19 protein-coding genes are annotated in these 20,579 nt (G+C 29.4%); 1 reads left to right on the forward strand and 18 read right to left on the reverse strand.

Going from position 1 to position 20,579, the window contains the following annotated elements; genetic code table 11:
* The 15 genes from kdd to NSA23_RS08775 all read right to left on the reverse strand — a co-directional run.
* A partial coding sequence (gene kdd, locus NSA23_RS08705; RefSeq protein WP_476726959.1) for an L-erythro-3,5-diaminohexanoate dehydrogenase occupies positions 1–472 on the reverse strand: 472 nt, incomplete at its 3' end.
* Positions 473–728: 256 nt separating this feature from the next.
* Positions 729–2,129 (reverse strand): sigma-54 interaction domain-containing protein, encoded by a 1,401-nt coding sequence (locus NSA23_RS08710; protein ID WP_042678958.1) that lies wholly within the window; start codon positions 2,127–2,129, stop codon positions 729–731.
* An 81-nt stretch (positions 2,130–2,210) separates the two neighbouring features.
* Positions 2,211–3,017: a glutamate racemase gene (murI, locus tag NSA23_RS08715; protein ID WP_042678959.1), complete on the reverse strand. Its 807-nt coding sequence runs from the start codon at positions 3,015–3,017 to the stop codon at positions 2,211–2,213.
* A 60-nt stretch (positions 3,018–3,077) separates the two neighbouring features.
* Positions 3,078–4,442 (reverse strand): germination protein YpeB, encoded by a 1,365-nt coding sequence (gene ypeB, locus NSA23_RS08720; RefSeq protein ID WP_257490422.1) that lies wholly within the window; start codon positions 4,440–4,442, stop codon positions 3,078–3,080.
* An 11-nt stretch (positions 4,443–4,453) separates the two neighbouring features.
* The gene (sleB, locus tag NSA23_RS08725; protein ID WP_042678961.1) at positions 4,454–5,188 is read right to left on the reverse strand and encodes a spore cortex-lytic enzyme; all 735 of its coding nucleotides are present in this window, start codon (positions 5,186–5,188) and stop codon (positions 4,454–4,456) included.
* Between the two features lie 158 nt (positions 5,189–5,346).
* On the reverse strand, positions 5,347–6,126 hold the full coding sequence (spoIIR, locus tag NSA23_RS08730; RefSeq protein WP_257490423.1) for a stage II sporulation protein R: 780 nt from the start codon (positions 6,124–6,126) through the stop codon (positions 5,347–5,349).
* Between the two features lie 95 nt (positions 6,127–6,221).
* On the reverse strand, positions 6,222–7,349 hold the full coding sequence (locus NSA23_RS08735) for a Ger(x)C family spore germination protein (RefSeq protein WP_257490424.1): 1,128 nt from the start codon (positions 7,347–7,349) through the stop codon (positions 6,222–6,224).
* Positions 7,346–8,437 carry a GerAB/ArcD/ProY family transporter gene (locus NSA23_RS08740; RefSeq protein WP_257490425.1) on the reverse strand — a complete coding sequence of 364 codons (1,092 nt, stop codon included), beginning with the start codon at positions 8,435–8,437 and terminating at the stop codon, positions 7,346–7,348. The genes NSA23_RS08735 and NSA23_RS08740 overlap by 4 nt, the downstream gene beginning before the upstream one ends.
* 9 nt (positions 8,438–8,446) lie before the next feature.
* The gene (locus tag NSA23_RS08745) at positions 8,447–9,943 is read right to left on the reverse strand and encodes a spore germination protein (RefSeq protein WP_042678965.1); all 1,497 of its coding nucleotides are present in this window, start codon (positions 9,941–9,943) and stop codon (positions 8,447–8,449) included.
* 9 nt (positions 9,944–9,952) lie between these two features.
* Positions 9,953–10,162: a CLC_0170 family protein gene (locus tag NSA23_RS08750; protein WP_042678966.1), complete on the reverse strand. Its 210-nt coding sequence runs from the start codon at positions 10,160–10,162 to the stop codon at positions 9,953–9,955.
* A gap of 59 nt (positions 10,163–10,221) precedes the next feature.
* Positions 10,222–11,109, reverse strand: a complete 888-nt coding sequence (gene ispE / locus NSA23_RS08755; protein ID WP_257490426.1) for a 4-(cytidine 5'-diphospho)-2-C-methyl-D-erythritol kinase — start codon at positions 11,107–11,109, stop codon at positions 10,222–10,224.
* Positions 11,110–11,168: 59 nt separating this feature from the next.
* Positions 11,169–12,716 carry a DUF3794 and LysM peptidoglycan-binding domain-containing protein gene (locus tag NSA23_RS08760; RefSeq protein ID WP_042678968.1) on the reverse strand — a complete coding sequence of 516 codons (1,548 nt, stop codon included), beginning with the start codon at positions 12,714–12,716 and terminating at the stop codon, positions 11,169–11,171.
* A 334-nt stretch (positions 12,717–13,050) separates the two neighbouring features.
* The gene (locus NSA23_RS08765) at positions 13,051–13,860 is read right to left on the reverse strand and encodes a L,D-transpeptidase family protein (protein ID WP_050069702.1); all 810 of its coding nucleotides are present in this window, start codon (positions 13,858–13,860) and stop codon (positions 13,051–13,053) included.
* 95 nt (positions 13,861–13,955) lie between these two features.
* The gene (locus tag NSA23_RS08770; protein WP_042678969.1) at positions 13,956–14,222 is read right to left on the reverse strand and encodes a Veg family protein; all 267 of its coding nucleotides are present in this window, start codon (positions 14,220–14,222) and stop codon (positions 13,956–13,958) included.
* Between the two features lie 157 nt (positions 14,223–14,379).
* Positions 14,380–15,801 (reverse strand): N-acetylmuramoyl-L-alanine amidase, encoded by a 1,422-nt coding sequence (locus NSA23_RS08775; RefSeq protein ID WP_042678970.1) that lies wholly within the window; start codon positions 15,799–15,801, stop codon positions 14,380–14,382.
* Between the two features lie 108 nt (positions 15,802–15,909).
* Between NSA23_RS08775 and NSA23_RS08780 the strand changes: the two genes are divergently transcribed.
* Positions 15,910–17,712: a heme NO-binding domain-containing protein gene (locus NSA23_RS08780; RefSeq protein WP_042678971.1), complete on the forward strand. Its 1,803-nt coding sequence runs from the start codon at positions 15,910–15,912 to the stop codon at positions 17,710–17,712.
* Positions 17,713–18,419: 707 nt separating this feature from the next.
* Here NSA23_RS08780 and NSA23_RS08785 read toward each other — a convergent pair.
* From NSA23_RS08785 to NSA23_RS08795, 3 genes are read right to left on the reverse strand one after another with little or no spacing between them, the layout of a single operon-like run.
* Positions 18,420–19,355 (reverse strand): S66 peptidase family protein, encoded by a 936-nt coding sequence (locus tag NSA23_RS08785; RefSeq protein WP_042678972.1) that lies wholly within the window; start codon positions 19,353–19,355, stop codon positions 18,420–18,422.
* A 15-nt stretch (positions 19,356–19,370) separates the two neighbouring features.
* Positions 19,371–19,910, reverse strand: coding sequence for a spore maturation protein (locus NSA23_RS08790; RefSeq protein WP_042678973.1), 540 nt, complete (start codon positions 19,908–19,910; stop codon positions 19,371–19,373).
* Positions 19,911–19,935: 25 nt separating this feature from the next.
* Entirely contained in the window at positions 19,936–20,559 is a 624-nt protein-coding gene (locus NSA23_RS08795; RefSeq protein ID WP_042678974.1) for a nucleoside recognition domain-containing protein, read from the reverse strand.
* Positions 20,560–20,579: the final 20 nt, after the last annotated feature.

Here is a 20,579-nt window from a genome sequence, read left to right on the forward strand (position 1 = left end):
CTGGAATCTTTGCATAAAGTCCAGATTCAAATAGTATAGCTTTTCCTTTAATATCTACTTGGTCTATTTCTGGTCTTATTTCTACTATTTCATCAATTCTAAGTGGAGTCAAAGATAAAGATACTAAGGTAGCTATTTTATCTCCTACTTTAAGGTCAGTTTTGCCTTCTAATGCTGGTCCTATTTTTTCAACTGTACCTATAAGCATTCCACCTGAGCCTGTAACTGGGTTTTGATGTTTCCCTCTTTCTTCTACAATGCTTTTCATTATTTTCTTAATTCCTTCAACATCGCCTTTTGCCTCTTCACTTATTTGAGTAAAACTTGCTGAGTCAATATTTAATGTTTGTACATCAATAAGTATTTCATTGTCATAAATTTCCATACCATTGCTAATCTTGTGAGCTGGTTGAGGCAATACTCCCTTTGGTTCTAATACACGATGAGTTCCATAAGGACATCCTTTCTTCATTTCACACTCCTCCTATCATAATATAAAACTTAATTACATAGAGTATTTTCTAATTTAAAAAGCTAATTAATAAATCAAAATATGGATTTGCTAATATATTAACAATTAATGCAACTTGCGTGCCAAGTAAAATATTTTTGTTAATCCCCTCAAATATGGGTATATATAGTTTATTGTTCAAAATAAAATGTGCCAAAAACGTTTTTTTAGCCTAAATTTCGGCGTTATTTGGCTAAAGTTTTGGCACTAAATACTTTTATTTTAAATTATATTTATTTATTTTATACTGAAGGGTTTGTCTTGGAATCTTAAGCATGTCTGCTGTATGAGTTATATTCTCATCATTTATTTTTAAAGCATCTAATATCATATTTCTTTCCACATCTTCTAAGGTATCCTTTAAAGATTTTACATTATTATTTCTTTTTTTCCTTTCATAATTCTTGAGTTTAGTAGGAAGATGTTCTACCTCTATGGTTTTTATATCATATATACTTATTATTCCTTCAAGTAAATGCTCTAATTCTCTTACGTTTCCTTCCCAATTGTATTTTAAAAATATTTCCATCACTTCATTAGATACATTTTCTACTTTTCTTCCTGTTTTCTTATTAATCTTATCTATGAAAAAATTAGTTAATAAAGGAATATCATCTTTTCTTTCTTTAAGTGGTGGTATTTCAAAACTTACTACATTTAATCTATAATATAAATCTTTTCTCAATTGTTTTTTAGCCACTGCTTCTTCTGGAGGTACATTAGTAGCTGTAATAATTCTTACATCTACATTTCTAGTCTTTATATCTCCTACTCTCCTTATTACATTATCCTGCAGGACTCTCAAGAGCTTTGCTTGCAATTCTAAAGGCATAGAATTTATTTCATCCAAAAATAATGTACCCCCATGAGCTAATTCAAATAAACCAGGCCTGTCTTCTGCACCTGTAAAACCTCCTTTTACAGTGCCAAATAATATACCTTCTAATAAATTGGCAGGTAATGCTGCACAATTTTGTACAACAAAAGGTTTTTCTTTCCTAGGACTTGCATTGTGAATTGAATGAACAAACAGCTCTTTGCCAGTTCCAGTATCTCCATATACTAGCACAGGAACATCAGTATCTGCAGCTCTTAAGGCTATAGACTTAAGGTCTAACATCTTTTTGTTTTCTCCTACTATATCCATAAATGTATATTTAGCCCATTTATTCTTATCCTTCTTTTTTTTCTTCTTACCTTTTTTCTTTCCATTGTATAGCTCATCTTGTAACTCTACTATAGTTTCTGACATTTGTTTTACTTGAGTTATATCTCTAGATATTTCTAGTGCCCCTACAACTTTCCCATTGGATTTTATAGGTAAAGAAGAATTTATAGTAGTTATTTTTTTCCCTCTATAATTTAGAAAAGTCTGTTCTACATTTAGAATAGGTTCTCCAGTTTTTGTAACGGTAAGAAGGGTACTAGTATCATATGAAAGGGAAGGATAAACTTCTAATATATGTCTTCCTATGCCCTCATCTCCATCTATATCATCAATTATTTGAGCAAATTTATTGTAGTAGATTATTCTGCCATTTTTATCAATAATATATATGCCTTCACTAATATAGTCTAATATTTCAAAAACATTTTCCTTCACAAAACTATCATTCATTCTAAAACCTCCTATGCCCGCTTAATTTTAGGCATTAACTATTTAATAGTAGGCACTGAAACAGTGCCTATATTTTCAATATTAAAGTACTTCTATATTAACCTTTTGGATTGTAGCTATTTCCTTTCTTAATATATTGCCCCCTATTCTTCTAAACTTTTCTGGATCATCACTAACATAGAATTCACACTTAGATCCATCTATTTTATCAGATAAGAGTTTCTTATCTTTAAGAAGCTTTTTAGTACATTTAGCTGTTTCATAAGCTGGGTTTATAAGCTTTACTTTATCACCTATAACCTTATCCACAGTATACCTAAGTATTGGATAATGTGTACAGCCTAAAACTAAAGTATCAATATTATGTTCTTTTAATTCTAAAAGGTATTTTTCTGCTGTTAAAAAAGCTACATCTGTATCTTCCCAACCTTCTTCTACTATTGGAACAAATAAGGGACAGGAAACTCCAATTACTTCTGAATTAGGATGGGCTCTTCTTATTCTTTTTTGGTAGGCTTCACTATTTATTGTTCCAGTAGTACCTATGACTCCGATTTTATTGTTTTTAGTCGAGGATACAGCTGCATTAGAACCTGGATCTATAACTCCTATTATAGGAACATCAAATACTTTCCTTGCTTCTTTTAGAGCCATAGCACTAGCTGTATTGCATGCTATTACTATTGCTTTTATGTCTTTACTTAAGAGGAATCTAATACATTGGAAGGAATACTTTATAACCGTTTCCCTTGATCTGGTCCCATAAGGAATTCTAGCTGTATCTCCAAAGTATATTATATCTTCTCCTGGAAGTTGTTCCGTAATTTCTTGCAGGACTGTAAGTCCGCCAATTCCTGAGTCAAATACACCTATGGGTCTATTGTCCATTAAAACTCCCCCTTTTATTTATATTGTACAGATAAAGGGGGAGTTTTACAACTAATATTTTTAAAAAGTTAATGTACCATTTTCACTTTTTATTATTTGAAGTATATCTTCTTCTTTTCCATTTAACGCATTTATATATATGATAAAATCTGAACCTTTATATTTTCCTTTAAATTCATAGCAAAGTACTTCTCTATTCCCTTTTGGAATTATAGCTAACCTAGTACTATTTATATCAAAGTCTATTTTTACTGCTTCTCTTGCCTTCTCCGGTGTAATAGTTGGCGTTTGTATATCTCTTTTTTTGTGATTCATTAAATAAGCAGATGAATCAAATCCTACTACCTCACCATTATCTAATGCTACTTTTATCTTTATAAGATCTGGATATATAGTTACATCTCCTTCTTTATATGCAAAATTAAATACTCCTACTCCATCATATCTTAAGGAATAATTAGATTCCATATTAGTATATCCTTTTTCCTCAAGAAATTTTAATGCCCTTTCTTCTGCCTGCTTCATAGATAAATTGTTTTTAGAAATTCCTCTAGGATTTGCCATCCACACTACTTTTCCACCTTGTTTGCTTATACCTATATGAGTTGCCATATCTTCTGATTTATTTTTAGGCACTATACTGAAAGTATAGGAAGGTATTGCAGCTTTAGGCATATCTTTCCCTTCTTCAAAAGTAGTTATTTTGCTAACTTTTTTATCTCCTACAAATTGTCTTGCAATTCTTTCCGCTTCATTTTTTGTCACCTTTTTGTTGCCTAATCCTACAGGCTTTTTATTCAATATTTGATCTGAATAAGGTCCATCATATATTAACTCTGGAGACTTTCCTATTTCCTTTTCTAAATTTACAAGTCTAGTTTGAACCATTTCCTTATTTGCCTCTTGCAATTTATTTCTTTGTCTTGAACTAATTGTTGTTTCTCTAAAATTCCCCTGTATTAATTTATCGTGTAATAAAGACAGTTCCTTGTTGAAATTAGATGAATTTCCTTGTAAATTAAATAATGTCTCCCTTTGCTTACTAGTCAGTTCTTTCCCATCTAAATGATTCTGTATAAGTGAATAGCTATAATCTGCCACCTGAGTTAAAAACTTCTCTGTTTTTGCTATTTCAGCATGAGCTACTGGCATTTGAGATAATTTATCTTGAGCAAAATAAGCTTCATTTACAATTTGGGATAATAACAAAACATTTTGCTCCTTTGAATCTGAAACTAAAGCTTTTGAAAGGGATACTTGTAAATTTTCTACATGTTTTTTAGTGTCATAGAAAAGCCTTTGATAATGATTAATTAGAGCTGTTTCATAGTCATTTCTTAGATTAAATTGGTTATAACCCCATACTAAAGATATTATCAGTACTGCAGCCAACACAGTAGGAATTATCCATCTTTTCTTATCCATTAAATCCCTCCTTATACTCCAAACCAGTGTTTACCTATTTTAAGTGTTACCTTTCTAGACCAAATCCATTTGCTAGTGGCTGTAGCTGGATTCCAATAATATATGCAACCATAAGTTGGGTCCCATCCATTTAAAGCATCCCTTGCTGCATTAATAGAATCTTTATTTGGTGCTAAATTCATCTGCCCATCTGCTACTGCTGTAAAAGCTAGTGGCTGATATATAACCCCTGCTACTGTATTAGGAAAAGAGGGATGTCTAACCCTATTAAGTATTACAGCTCCTACAGCTACTTTCCCTACATAAGGTTCTCCTCTTGCCTCCCCATGAATAGCCCTTGCTAAAAGGTATACATCATCTTTTCTATTAATTCCTGCTGTAGATGAAGCAGGAGCTGCACCTCTAGAAGTTGTTGCAAAATTCAATCCCATAGCTCTTGCAGTAGACACTCCTACTACTCCATCTACTTTAAGGCCATTTTTCTTTTGAAATCTTCTCACAGCTCTATAAGTATCTGCACCATATATACCATCTACTTTTCCATTATAATATTTCCAATTTCTTAATTTCCATTGAACATCTTTAACATCTTGACCTCTTGTGCCCCAATATAAAACTTTAGAAGACTGGTATGCTGAAGCTTCCATAGGAAAACTTTCAGATTTATAAAGAGTTATTACTAAAATAAAAATTATTGTCAATATACATACATTAAATAGTCTTTTATTAAAAGATCTTTTCCTCAAAAGAATATCCTCCTTTCAGTTCACAATTTAGTTTCGCCCTTATTTTTTGTAGAATTATAATTTTTATTCAAGAATATAGATAAAAAGCATATATTAAGAAATTAAAGTCTTAATTAATAAAAAACTGTGAGCAGAGGTCCCCCTTCTGACTCACAGTTTTATTCTATTATAAACATTCTTGCCATTTGAGTTTTTGTTTTTTCAAATACTTCTACTACCTTTGACTTTAAAACTATTTTCTCTTCTTCTAAAATTTCTGTTTCTTCATTTTCATTGTCATCATGTATATCTTCTTTTATTTCCTCTTTTACATATCTTTCTTCAATTATTTCTTTTTCATCTTCTTCCATCTCATTTGTCACATTTGTCTCATCTTCTTTTTCATCATCTTTTTCTTTTTTATTAATTTCTTCTTTAAATTCTTCTTCATCCATTGGAGATACACTATGAGTTATATCTACAAAACAAAGAGGAGGAAACATAACACACCACCAATTCTGTCCTTTTCCCTCTCCTATAACTACCTTTAATGCTTCATACTCTCCTGCAGGTAATGTTAAATCCCCATAGGTTTTTGTTGGAAATTTATCATTGCCTAATACTACTTCTACATTGTAATCCTTGCCTTCTGCTATGATTTCATTTTCTGCAATATCTTTTATTTTATTTAGATTCTTGTTTATTATTTCTCTAGAATTTTCTATACTTTTGGACTCATTAAATTCTGAACCCATTTCTTCTAATATCTTATCTCTAATCTGTAATTTTAATTTTTGATCATTCTTAGAATCGCTATTAGCTATTACATGAAATCTAATCATATCTTTATTGACGTTAAAAGCAGTTTCATCCTTTTTTGAATATATATATGGGAATACTATGTATACTATGGAGATTAAAATTAAGGAAAATATAAGAACTGTTTTCTTTTGTTTCATTTTATTGCCTCCTTTTTCCAACCTTGTCCATTTCTTTTTTCTCATCTATTACTAAGTCTTGGCTTTTTTAATTTTTTTATTCATATTTTTCAAAATTATTTTGTAAGTCCAGTTCTTCTCACTTTGACATCTGCATTTACATTTATATTTATAGTAGGAAATATTTCCTCCCAATTACCTCCTATATCCTTCCAAACTCTATGATGAAACTTACTTATATGTTCTCCTATGCCCAATGCATCTGACCTATATTTATTTTGAAACATGTCTATTATCTTGCCTAAATTTTCCTCTATCTCATTTTCCAATCTATTTTCCACAGTCTGCAAAAATTCTTCATCAAATGCATTAGTATCTTCCTCATATTTATATTCTTGAAGATATCCTTCAGTATATATATTTATATCTACATTTATATTGTCTTTGTCTAAATAAACATTCTTATTAGCTATGTTATTAGATATTATATAAGAAATTATTGTGTCTTCATAATAAGTATTTATTATATCAGAAACTACCTCTCCTTTAGATAAAGCTAAAAAACTGTTTTCCATTTCCCCTAGCCATCCTATTAATTTATAATCTTTTAAAATAGCGGCACCAGATAATTTAAACTCATCTTTTTTAGGTACTGCCCTTGGAGCTGTAGAAACCTTTGAAATCTGCAAATCTTTTATTAAATCTGAAAAATTTTGTTCCGTAAATCTTGCAGATACTTTCTTATTTTGGAGCATACTGTTTAAATAACCGCCTATTACTAATTCTTGCTCAGTTTTTACACTTAAAATATCCTTAGCTTTGCCTTGAGCTACAACTATCTTTACCTTCCTATTTATTCTTGGATCTCTTCCTAAACCATCAAAAATTTCTTTTATTTTATCTGGTTCTTTTAACAAATCCTCCCCTATCACTATTACTTTCGTATGCTTAAAATATAGTGGTTTATCTAATCTAGTTGTAAGTTGTCTACTACCATAAAAAGGACTTTTAGCTACAGTCATTTTAACAAATTTTGCTTCTTTTTGGCTAGAATTCTCTTTTATAGAGGCAATATTTGGATAAACATATGTCATTAAATATTCTCCTTCTACATTTGGATCTTCGTTTAAATCTATTCCAATAGCTGTAACAAATATTCTTTCATTTATTTCTGCTACATCCCAACAACCTGTAAGTAAAGTAGTTATTAATATTATAAATACTATCATTAAATACTTTTTCATAAACTCTTCCTTTCCTTAAAGAGAGCTACTATAAAAATTGTTGTAGGTGCTATAACTATACTAAAAATAGCTAGGTATTTTACTATATTTCCCATAGTTGAATATACTTGACTTAAGCTTTCAGGAATTAAAGATAGACCCATGATTATGGGAATCATAGGTAGAACAAAAAAATCATGCTTTTTAGTATCAAATAGACTCGATAATATAACTCCCCCTGTATAAATTGCAGGCCCCATAGTAGCAAATACTATTAAAACCCAGGCTGCCATTAACATTCCATCTATATTCTCTATAAAAAATCCCGGTAACTCTACTTCACTCATAATAGAAAGAGATGGCCAAATCTGTTTTTTAAGTTCATGTATCCCTAGTTGGCCAATTGTTATAAGGAAAGTAACTAAATATATAATTGTTGTATAAAATATACCATTAAAACTACATTTTAAAGCATTTTCACTATCTTCAATATAAGCTAAAGCTATGAGTATTATTTCAAATCCTACATAACTAAAAAAAACTGTTGACATACCTCTTGGAATATCCTTAATATTTATTTGAAAAACAGGAAGTAAATTAGTGAAATCTAAAGTAGGTATGGAAAATAAAATAAAAACTATAGTTATTATAATTATTATTGGAAGTATTATAAGAGCCATTCTAGATATAGCTTCAATATTACTTCTTCCAATATAGGAAGTAGCTAAGAGCATGGTAAAAATTATAACTTCTAATGGCGTATTATCTAACAGAAATGCTTTAATAACTTCTCCAAAAACCCTGACTATAAAAGCTAATAGAACTAAGAAATAAATTAAATATATGGAAGAAAATATTTTAAATATAATATTCCCAACTACTTCTTTGCCATAATCATAAAATATCTTTCCCCTATACATTTCTCCTAATTTATTCATTATATATATAAAAGGTAATATTGCTAATCCTCCAAGAAGAATAGCTAGCCATCCAGTATTCCCCATAATATCTGCTACAGAACTAGGTAAGGATAGTATTCCTACACCTATACTTGTAGTTATTATAAGAGCTTGCAGTTGTCTATTAGATACCCTGTTGTTCTTTTCCATAATATCACCCTATTTATTCCTCTTTTTATCCTTTGGAAATGTAAAATCTGGTCTATACTTTAACCTTATAATTGGAAGTCTAACTATTATATCTTTTAAATCACCTGTTGCCATTCCAATTCCTGAGAATGGAGTTGTAAATGGTATTCCATAACTATTTAGTTTAACTAAATGAGTTCCCATAAAAATAAGACCTAGCATTATTCCATAAAGTCCTAATAATGATGCACATATCATAATGACAAACCTATAAAACCTAAGACCTGCTGCAAATTCATAACTTGGCAAAGTAAAAGAAGCCACTGTAGTTACAGCTACTATTATAATCATTAGAGGGCTTACTATACCTGCTTCCACTGCTGCTTGACCTATTATAAGTCCTCCTACTATTCCAATAGTTGTACCAATAGGTCCAGATAGTCTAGTTCCTGCTTCCCTTAAAAACTCTATGGTCAATTCCATAGAAAAAGCTTCTACCACTGCAGGAAAAGGTACATTTATCCTAGTTGAAGCTAAGTAGAAAGCCAGTCTGGTAGGAAGTAACCCTGGATGAAAAGCAGTTATAGCTATATATAGGCCTGGGGCCAGTACAGCTACAAATCCAGCAATATATCTTATAATTCTAGCTATACTAGCTATAGTCCATCTAGTATAATAATCTTCTGATGATTGCATTAAAGTTCCTAAAGTAGCTGGCAAAATTAAAACAAAAGGAGTATTATCTACTATTAGTGCAATTCTTCCTTCTAATAAAGAAGCTGATACTGAATCTGGCCTTTCTGTATTTTCTGTCTGAGGAAAAGGCGATATGTAATTATCTTCTATAAGCTCTTCTAATATTGCACTATCTAACACTGAATCCACTTCTATATCTTCAAGTCTTTTTTTTACCTCATTCAGTAAATCCTCATTCACTATATCATCTACATATAAGACTGCTACATCTGTCCTAGTTCTTTTCCCTACTTGTATCATTTTTATCTTCAAACTTGGATCCTTTATTCTTCTCCTAATAAGGACAGTATTTGTTTTTAAATTTTCTGTAAAACCATCTCTTGGTCCTCTTATTAAAGTTTCAGTTTGAGGTTCTTCAATACTTCTTTTTTCCCAACCTCTAGAGGATAATATAATAATTTTCTTATATCCGTCTATTAAAAGAGCTGTTTCTCCTACTAATATAGCTTCTAAAGCCTCATCAATTGTTTCTACTTCCTTTATTTCACTTGCAGAAATATTTCCATCTTTTATTAGGTTGTAAAGATTATCCTTTATTGTTATAGGGTTTGGCTCTAAATATCTAGATGCCTCCAATAGAGGTCTAAGAGCAAAATCGCTAACCATATCTTGGTCAATAAGGCCGTCTATAAATATTATGGCTAGGGAAAAATTTTGTTTTACTCCTACTTTAAATTCTCTATATACTACGTCATCACAATCTATAAATATTTCTTTTATAGTTTTCATATTTTCATCTAGTTTTTTTTGTATAGGAATATTATTTTCCATGTAAACCTCCTATATTATTTTAGAAAACAAGTAGGCTATAGGGCCTAATATTATATATACAATAGCAATAAATTTTGATATTTTAGCTTCTTTTTCCAATTTATCCTTTCTCAATCTTGGTAAATCTATAAAAAAAATAAATAAAGATGGAAGTAAAAAAGCTATTAATAAATAAATATCAAAATATTCTTTAAGACTAATTTTAAATTTAAAAGACAATATTCCCACCTCTTGTAGTCTTTACTAACTATATTTTCTACAAGAAGTGGGAATATTATTCAAATAGTTTTAGTTATTATAACTTTATCCACTTTTTTCTCTAATTTATTTTTACATCTAATTAAGTCCTTTTCATTGTCAAATATTCCAAATACCGTAGGTCCACTACCACTCATTAAACTGCCTATAGCACCATATTTGATCATATCTTCCTTTATGGTTTTTATTTCTTTAAATTCTTTAATAGTTACTTCTTCTAAAACATTTTCCATGTTTTTAGCTAAAAAATATAAATCATCATTTTCAACTGCTTGAACTAGCATGTCCATATTAGGCTTTTTCTTTATACCATCAATATTTAATTTCTCATATACATGAGTAGTAGATACAGGCATTCCTGGATTAGCTAAAAGAATAAATTTATTAGAAAAACTACTTAATGTTTCCAATTTTTCTCCAATTCCCTTCGCCAATGCTGTTCCTCCTACAATACAAAAAGGTACGTCTGCTCCAATACTAACTCCTATGTCCATTAACTCTTCATTTGATAGATTTAATCTCCAAAGTTTATTTAGCCCCTTAAGAACTGCAGCTGCATTTGTACTTCCTCCTGCAAGTCCTGAAGCTACTGGAATGTTTTTTTCAATTATTATATGGGCTCCTCTATCTAAACCACTTTTTTCTTTCATCTTATCCCAAGCATTATAAACTAAATTAGAGGAGTTTAATGGAACCTCTGGAATATTGCATTCAATTTTAATTCCTTTTTCCCTAGATTTAATGGTGATAATATCTTTTAAATCAATTTGCTGCATAATTGTATTCAAATCATGATAACCATCATTTCTTCTTCCTACAACATCTAGTGCTAGATTAATCTTCCCATAGGCTTCTATTTTAAACTCATCCATATACCTTTCCCTTTCTTTTTTATTTAATAAATTCATTATAACATATATAACTTTTCTTAGAAATAATAGAAACCTTTAGGCAATACTCCTAAAGGCTAAAAATTCATATCTACATTTTTTTCTATTATTATCTTTTCTCCTGGCATCAATATGTCTGGTGATGATATATCATTTGAAGAAATTAACTCATCTACTGTAGTATTATATCTTTTGGCTATATTCCAAAGGGAGTCCCCTTTCTGAATTACATATATAATGATACTTGGTCTTTTAGTTTTATCTATGTAATCTTCACTTTCTTTTAAATCCAATATAGTATTTATTTTCTTTCTTCTGTTTAGCTCTATTAAATTTTTAATAGAGACTTCTAATTCTAATTTTTCATCATTAATTTTATAATTTATTTTCTCTACTATACTTTCCTCTTCTGTAGTCATAGTTTCGTCTATTCCTTCTGACTCTATATAGGATTTAAAAGGTATCTCTTCTTTTAATGTATTTATTTCATCAGAATCAGAATCAAGATACAGTATATTTAATATTAAAAGTCCTTCTAATATTATTTTATTTTCTAATATCCTACTATCTAATATCGTAGAACTTCCTTCTATACTATAAACTTTTTCAAAATTTGAATGATCAATTCTACCCTTAATGGATTCTTTACTTTCCAATTCTTTTACATTCTCTACAATTTCTATTTCTTTCCTTTCAATATCTATTTCCTTTTTAGTAGAATAGGCATCTAGAACAATATTCTTCTCTCTCTGTTCATATGCTTTTCCATCTATTCCGATCCTTATTTCTAAATCTAATATTCTTAAATTTCCCTCTAAATTTTCTTTAACCTCATAATTTACCGAATCTATATTCATTTCTAATTGTTTTTTAGAATCTTTTATAGCACCTTCTACATCTACAAAATGATTGAATGCTATTTCTTTGTTTATAGAATTAATTTCATTTTTTCCTTGGTATACCATGGAACATTCTATAACTCCTGAAACTATTATTTTATCTTCTACTACTTTAGACTCATCCTCATGAACTCTTAGATCCAGCTTAAGTACTTCATCAATATCTGGCATATCATCATCAACTTCAAAGGCTTCATGTATTAAACTATGAGTATTACCTTCACCTAGAAAATGATTATATCTTACCTTTTCTTTCAGCACCTCTAAATTCTCTACTTCCTTAATTTCTTTCACCATTTCTATTAAATTACTCTTTTCTATTCTACTTTCAATATTTACTAGAGCATTTAATGATACCTTCCTTCCATCTACTTGTTCGTATTCTATATGTTCTATATTAGCATTTGCTTTAACTATCATATCTTTATTTATTCCATCCATATTTATTTCTTCTCGGAAATCACTAGTTCCTTCTAAAGTTTGTATAGATGAATTCTCTTCAGAAGATTTATAAACTACTTTAGATTTTACTAATCCACTAATTAATAGTTTATCTTTTACTATTTTAACATTGGTTATTTCTGGCTTCCCCTGAACCCAAAGTATTTTATCTATATCTGGTTTCGATTGTTCTAGATATATTTCTGTTTCTACTAATGTCTGTAATTCTTCTTTTCTTTTTATTTCATTAATTCTTAAATTGTCTTTCATTAATTCCACAGCCATTATATCTCCTCCTACAATACCATTTGTATATTATATGAAGATATGTATGCTTTAATGTTTAAAAAGATGAATAAAATATTTTTTGAAAAATATATTATTCAGTGGACCCTAGCCATAAGTCTTTAACACAAAAGTGAATTAATCCCAAAGACCTATTTACTTAAACGTATAACCTCATATATAATGAATCATGGAAGACTTCCAAGTGGTCTTTCTTCCCCGTAAAGAGCTAGCTATATAGCCAGGCTCATTTCCCTATTTTATATGAAATACCGACTATAATAAGTCGGTATTTTTTTGCTCAGAATAAAAAATCTACCTTAAGGTAGATTTTTTATTCTATTATTACTAATGCTCCATCTGGTACTTTGTCATATATATACTTAGATATATCTATTGGCAATCTAATACAACCATGACTTGAAGGTTTCCCAAGTTTTTTTGCTTCTTCTTCTATAATTTTTTGATCCTCTGTAAAAGGAATTGAGTGGAATAAATAAGTGCCTTTAAATCCAACCCAGTATTTCATTCCTTGCTCAAAACGAGGTATATATGCCCAATATCCTCTTCTCCCACTTTCTATCTCAAATACTCCCTTGGGAGTGAAGGCATCTTTCAGTCCACTAGAACCTAAACTTTCCGATACAAGTTTTCCACCTTTATATATTCTTAACTTCTGATTTTCTTCATTGAATTTGAGAACCCATTCTGAAGAATTTTCATTATAATTATGTGGCGGAACTTTTTCAGATCTTATGTATCTAGCATCTGCATATCCAATTTGTCCATCTCCTAATTTTACCTTAAACCATCCTTTAGGTAAAGTTTCTAAAAGCTCTACCTTATCATAATCATTAATTATAGAAATTACCTGGCTTCCCTCATCATTTTTTTCATATATTTTTGTTTTACCATTATGTTCAACTACATTTAAAGCTTCCCCTTCATATTTTTTCTCCACTTTTTTAGAAACACTTTCAAATTCCTTTGTAGACCTATTAGCAACAACAACTTTTTCTTTCTCTGTATTTTCCTTTTTGTATTTTGTAATTTTATTTTCCCCATTTTTATTAATGCTATTTAGAGCCACGCTAGAAATAACAACAACAGCAACAGTTAATGATATGAAAACTTTTTTCTTCATAATATACCACCTTATCTTTGGTTTTTTCTTATTATATCATAAAAACTAATTAATATAAAAAGAAGAACAAAGAAAATCTTTGTTCTTCTTTTATATTAACTAATTTTAGTTTTCTCTGTTTCTCCACATATAGTTACTTCTACAGTTTCTGTCAATATATCTGAATAGGTATAAGATACTCTTCTAATGCTATTATATTCATTAGATATTTTAACAACAAATATACTTGGATATGCACTTTCTAATATCCCTTCTCTTACAGTCGTCTTTTTCCTCCCTTTGTTAGCTTTTAATATTACTTTTTTGCCTACCGAATCTTCTACGTTTTTTTTAATTTTGGCTAAAGAGCTTTTTTCTAACAAAGTTATCACCTTCCCTAATATTTTCCCCTCCATAAGAGGTAGAAGAAGTGCGATTAGACACTCATAGAAGATATTATACCATAGGAGTTTAATTTTGTCAAATAAAATTTTATTATACTATGAATATACATTATTGTCAATCTATTTTAGCAAAGAATTAGTATTCAAAATATTTCAAAAAACCTTTTTTTATAGACTCTACTAATTCTTCTATAAAAATTTCATCTGAAAAGTTTAGTTCTTCTTCCCTATTAGATAAATATCCTAATTCTATTAGAAGAGCATTAACATTTACATTTTTCAATAAGAAAAATCTTCCTTCTTTAACTCCTTTGTTTACTATTTTCATATTTTTATTTATTTCCTCTAATATTGTATCTCCTAGTTCCCTTTCTTTTTCATCTCTTTTAAAAACATATGCTTTACAGCCTTTATTATTGGAATTAGCAAAGAAATCCATATGGAAAGATATAAAAAAATCTGGCCTAATATGATTAGCCATTTCTGCTCTTTTATTTAATAGTATATCTTCATCTTTACTTCTTGTTAAATAAACTTTTGCACCTAATTCTTCTAATTTGATTTTTAGCTTTTTTGAAACTAATAAAACAATGTCTTTTTCTTTTAAACCATTGCTCCCTATATGTCCAAAGTCTTCTCCTCCATGTCCTGGATCTATTAGTATTATTTTTCCCATTAATGGTTTTTTTATACTTGGAAGAACATAATTTTCAATTTTGACTCCTGTATAGTAATAATCCAATATTTCTCTATAGGAATAGCCTCTTTTAGCCATCTCATTTCCTCCGTATTGACAATAACCTAATCCACTCCCTTTGCCTCTTGATACAATTTCTATTGAGATAGGAGATATATAAAACCTAGTGGAATTTAAATTTAATAATTCCATTATTTCTTTTCCTGTAAATTCTTCCCCTCCTATAGTAACTTTTTTAACTCTACCTTCTTCATCTCTTATTATATTGTCTATATATCCATCAATCTCACCTTTTTTAAGAGAATAGTCTTTGGGAAAATTTATATTTAAAGCCTTTTCAATTTCTTCTATAAAATATTTTTTACTACCATGCCAATTAGGCGAATCTATACAATAATCACATAAGACTTTTCTTAAATAAACTACTTTATTTTTTATAACATTTTCTGAATTTTCAGTGCTACCTCCACAGGTATTATGATATGCAGCTATAATAGGTTTGCCCTTTAAAATGAGAATATTTCCTTCCGTCTCTTTAACTACTTTTTCTATTTTTTTAATATTTTTATTAAAATTATTTTCCCAAATATCTTTGAATTCTTCTAGGTAGTTAAACTCATAACAATGATTACTTTTACATAAGTCTACACCCTTATATTTATTACATCCTTTGCCATCTATTTTTAAGGAATTTCTAATTAAATTAGTCCTTATTATCACTGCCTGTGCTTTTAAAGATTCTAAATTAAAATTTATGTCTATTTGAGAAGGAAGTAATATCTTAACCATTTCTTCAAGGGGTTTTTTAATAGTTAACTTTTTTTCTGGATCAAAAAAACTAATTAAAAAATCTTCATCCATATTCCATTCCCCCTTTTTTTTAAAATAATTACTACTATATCTTATGAAAATACATAGTTATAAGTGAATATTATGATATAATTATTACTATTACGGGGAGGTGATCACTTGAAGGGAACAATAGTCTCTTCTTGGATAAAAACTTGTAGAAAACTTTATGGAAATGAATTAACCAATGAGGCAATGGAGTATGTAGGTATAAATCCTAAAAAAGTATTTACCCCTACAGAAGATATCAAAGATGAAAAGGCTATAGGTATTATAGAATATATGACTAAAAAATTGGACAAGCCTTCTATTGAAATTTGGAGGGAAATGGGAAAAAATAATATTAAAACTTTCTCACAAGATTATCCAACTTTTTTTAGATATGATAATCTTTACTCTTTTTTGGAAGCTATGTATGATATTCATATTGTAGTTACCAAGAAAATTCCGGGAGCAAAACCTCCTATTTTAAATATTGAACCTATAGGAAGTTATAAGGCAGCTATGACTTATTCATCTCCTAGAGGAATGTTTGGATATTTTCAAGGAATGTTAGAAGGAGCTAGTAATTATTTTGGAGAAGAAATAGAGATAAAAACAGTAGAAAAAAGAGAAGAATTTATTAAATTACATATAACTTTTCCTGAAAAAATTTATGAAAATAGGGATTATAGAATTAATAATTTTTTTTCTTTTGGATTTGCTAAAAATTTAGAACTAAAAATAGGATTAGGTTCTTTAATATTTATAGGTATTCCTTATATTATAGGTACAAACTTCTTAAAAACAAGTATTATTATACCTATTACTTTACTCTTAACATTCCTTGTACCTTATACTATTAGCAAAGCCCTTTTTCTACCTAAAGATAAAATACTTAAGTCTTTGGAAGGTATGGCAAATAGAAATTTTTCTATATACTCTAATATTTCTACAAAAGATTTCTTTGAAGAAATTAATTTAAAAATTAATGATGTTAAAAAAACATTAAAATCAGATTTTGTGGGATATAAAGGAACTACTGATGAACTAAATGTATTTGCAAATAAGTTTAATGAGATATCCCAAAATATGAATTATACATCTCAAGAAATATCCCATGTAGTAGAACAAGTTGCAGAAGGTGCAGTAAATCAAGCTGATGAAACGGAAAACTCTGCTTACTTGTTAAATAAAAGTATTGACTCTTTAAATAATGTAGTTGATAAAGAAAATAAAGGAAAAGAAGATTTAGAGACAACTGTAGAAAGAATAAATGATGGATATGAAGATTTAAAAAATACTTCAAATAAATTGAGCAATATTCTTAATCAATTTTCTTTGCTTAAAAAAAGTGGTTTAAAACTTCAATCTAGGGCTAGAGATGTAAATAATATTGTAGAAACTGTAGAAGAAATTTCTGATAAAACTAACCTATTAGCCTTAAATGCTAGTATTGAAGCTAGCAGAGCCGGAGAATATGGACAAGGTTTTACAGTTGTAGCTATGGAAATAAGAGAATTAGCTAAAAATTCTAAAGCAGCAGTCAAAAGTATTAATAATAACTTAGAAACTTTCATTGAAGAAATTCATGAATTAGTAGAGGAAATTGAAGATCAGTATTCTATACTAGAAAAAGAAAATGAAACCCTTTCCAATATTGCTAGTGAAGATTATGTAACAGTTTTATCTATAAAAAGTGTATCTGATTTAATTATTGAGTTAATTAGTGAGTTGAATAATGAAAGCAAATCCTTAAATAAAATTTCATCAAATATTGAATCTTTAGCTGCCATTGCTGAAGAAAATTCTGCCTCATCAGAAGAAGTAAGTGCAAACATAATTACTTACACAGAAGAAATTGAAAAAATGACTAAGAATATTAGTGAATTTAAAAAGGTTTCTAAACAATTTGGAAAAGAACTTGAAAAATATAAAATTTAATAAATAACTGCCTTGAAATAAATTAATTTATTTCAAGGCAGTTATTTATTATTTAAAATTAGTACTAGCGTATATTTTGAGATAATAGAATGTACACTTTCTTTTCACATAGTGCCATACTAGCAAATAGAGAAAAAAATTCGCTCCAAAAAAGTTTTGATAAAATAGTATCTTCATAAAATAGAAAATGCTAAATATTTTCAAACTCGCTTCGCTCAAACAATGAAAAATTCTTAACGCATTTTCTATTTTATTCAGATTATTTCATAGCAAAACTTTTTTAAGTCACTCATCTTTTATCTCTATTTGCTCTAATATTGTACTCTTAGAATAAATACAGTTGAAAATAAAGATATATCTCTAGGATTTTAAGGTTATTAGGTCTGCTGACTTAAAAAGTCTTTGGGTAGAAAATAGAGACGAAGTTTTTCACAAAACCCGTGAAATTGATTTTTAATCAATTTAGCAAATAACCATCATTTGCGATAGAGTTTTGTCAAAAACTGAGTCCTATTTTCTCCAAAGCTTTTTCGGAAGAAAGAACTAATACCTTAAAATCCGTGGACTGGCACTATGCTAAAAGAATTGTATAATTGTAAAATTTTAAGATAGTAGGACTGACTTAAAAAATTTTTGATTCAAAGCTTTTGGAAAAGAAGCCTATTATCTTAAAATCCACATATTAGCACTAGTTTTTAAAAATATACTTATTTTACTCCACTTTCTAATATATATAACTCCCCTTTATTTGCATTAAGTTTAGCTTTGACTCCTAATGGAATAGTAATCATTGGCTTACAATGGCCTGACTTTAAATTGTATATAGTCGGCTTTCCTATTGGCTTAATTATATCCTTAAATACTTCCATCAAAGTTAAACTATCATCATATTCATCAGACTCAGCTTCACAGTCATTCCAATCAGCAAGTATTATACCACTTGCTTCTTCTAACTTACCTGCCAATCTAAGTTGAGTAAGCATCCTATCTATATTGTAAGGTTCTTCTCCTACTTCCTCAATCAAAAGAATCTTATCCTTTGTATCTATTTCATAAGGAGTACCTAATGTATCAGCAATTAAAGATAAATTTCCTCCTACAATTTCTCCCTCTGAAATTCCTCTATTAATAATTTCAATTTCCTCTCCTTTAGGATTTTCCACAAGTCCTATAGCTTCATTATTTAAAATATTTCTATATAAACTGTCCTTTGAAAACTCACTAAAATCATCTATCATATTAGATGAAACCATAGGTCCATGAAAGGTAACTAAATTACATATTTGATTTATAGCTATATGTAAAGCTGTAATATCACTATAGCCTACAAATACTTTAGGATTATTTTTAATTCCTTCATAATCTAATAATTCTAATATTCTAGGCGCTCCATATCCACCTCTAATACATATAATTCCATCAACTTCTTCATCCATAAACATATTATTTAAATCTTCAGCTCTCTCCTTATCTGAACCTGCAAGATAGCCATAAGTCTTATACAAATTCTTTCCCATCTTTACTTCAAAACCCATTTCCTTTAATTTTGCTTCTGCTTTATTAACGTTTTCCTTAGATGTAGGACTAGATGGAGATATAATACCTATTGTATCTCCTAATTTTAAAACTTTCGGTCTAATCATGAAATATCCCTCCAATTATGCACCAAAGAACAATCTAGAAACATAAACTGCAGTTAAAAGACCTGCTAAATCTGCAAGTAATCCTGCTGATAATGCATGTCTTGATTTCTTTATTGATACTGCTCCAAAATAAACCGCCAATACATAAAAGGTTGTTTCAGTAGATCCCATCATAACTGCAGATATTCTACCAATTAAAGACTCTGGTCCATGGGTTGTAATAAGTTCACTCATTACTCCTTGTGCTCCCCCACCAGAAAGAGGTCTCATAAGTGCCATAGGTAATAACTCTCCTGGCATTCCAATAGCATTAGTTATAGGACTTAAAACCTTAGTTAATAATTCCAGAGCTCCTGAAGCTCTAAAAACTCCTATAGCCACTAACATTGCTACAAGATAAGGAATGATCCTTACTCCTGTAGTGAAACCTTCCTTAGCTCCATCTGTAAAAGCTTCATAAACAGAAACTTTTTTAAACAATCCATATATAGTAATCCCTAAGAATATAAAAGGAATAGCATACTTAGAAATAGCCTCTACTACCTTTACAAACATTGTAAATTCCTCCTTATATTTTAATTTATTTAGCATCTTCACTTTCTAAGTCTTCGCTATAATCAACTTGATATTTAGGAAGCTTGCCTAAATACTTTGTTGCAACAAGGGCAACTACTGTTGAGACTGTAGTAGCTATTATTGTAGGCCCTATTATTTCTGTTGGAGTCTTAGCTCCAGCTGAAGCCAATATAGCTATTGAAGTAGCTGGTACTAAAGTAATAGACGATGTATTAATTGCTAAAAAAGTAACCATAGCATCTGTAGCTGTATCCTTTTTAGGATTTAATTCTTGAAGCTCTTGCATAGCTTTAAGTCCTAAAGGAGTAGCTGCATTTCCCAATCCAAGTATATTAGCTGCCATATTCATAACCATAGCTCCCATAGCAGGATGATCTGCAGGTACATCAGGAAATAGTTTTAAAGTAATAGGTTTTAAACCCTTAGCTAATTTTTCTACAAGTCCTGATTCTTCTGCAATCTTCATAATTCCTAACCATAACGCCATAACACCAACTAATCCTATTGCAAGTTCTACTGCCGTATTTGCTGATTCAATAGCTGCATTTGTTACTGCATCCACATTTCCATTAATAATACCTACAATAAATCCAGATATTAAAAGTCCTGCCCAAATAAAGTTAATCATGTGTTTTCCCCCTCTAATTT

It is taken from the genome of Anaerosalibacter massiliensis (genome assembly GCF_024623155.1).
GTDB lineage: Bacteria > Bacillota > Clostridia > Tissierellales > Sporanaerobacteraceae > Anaerosalibacter > Anaerosalibacter massiliensis.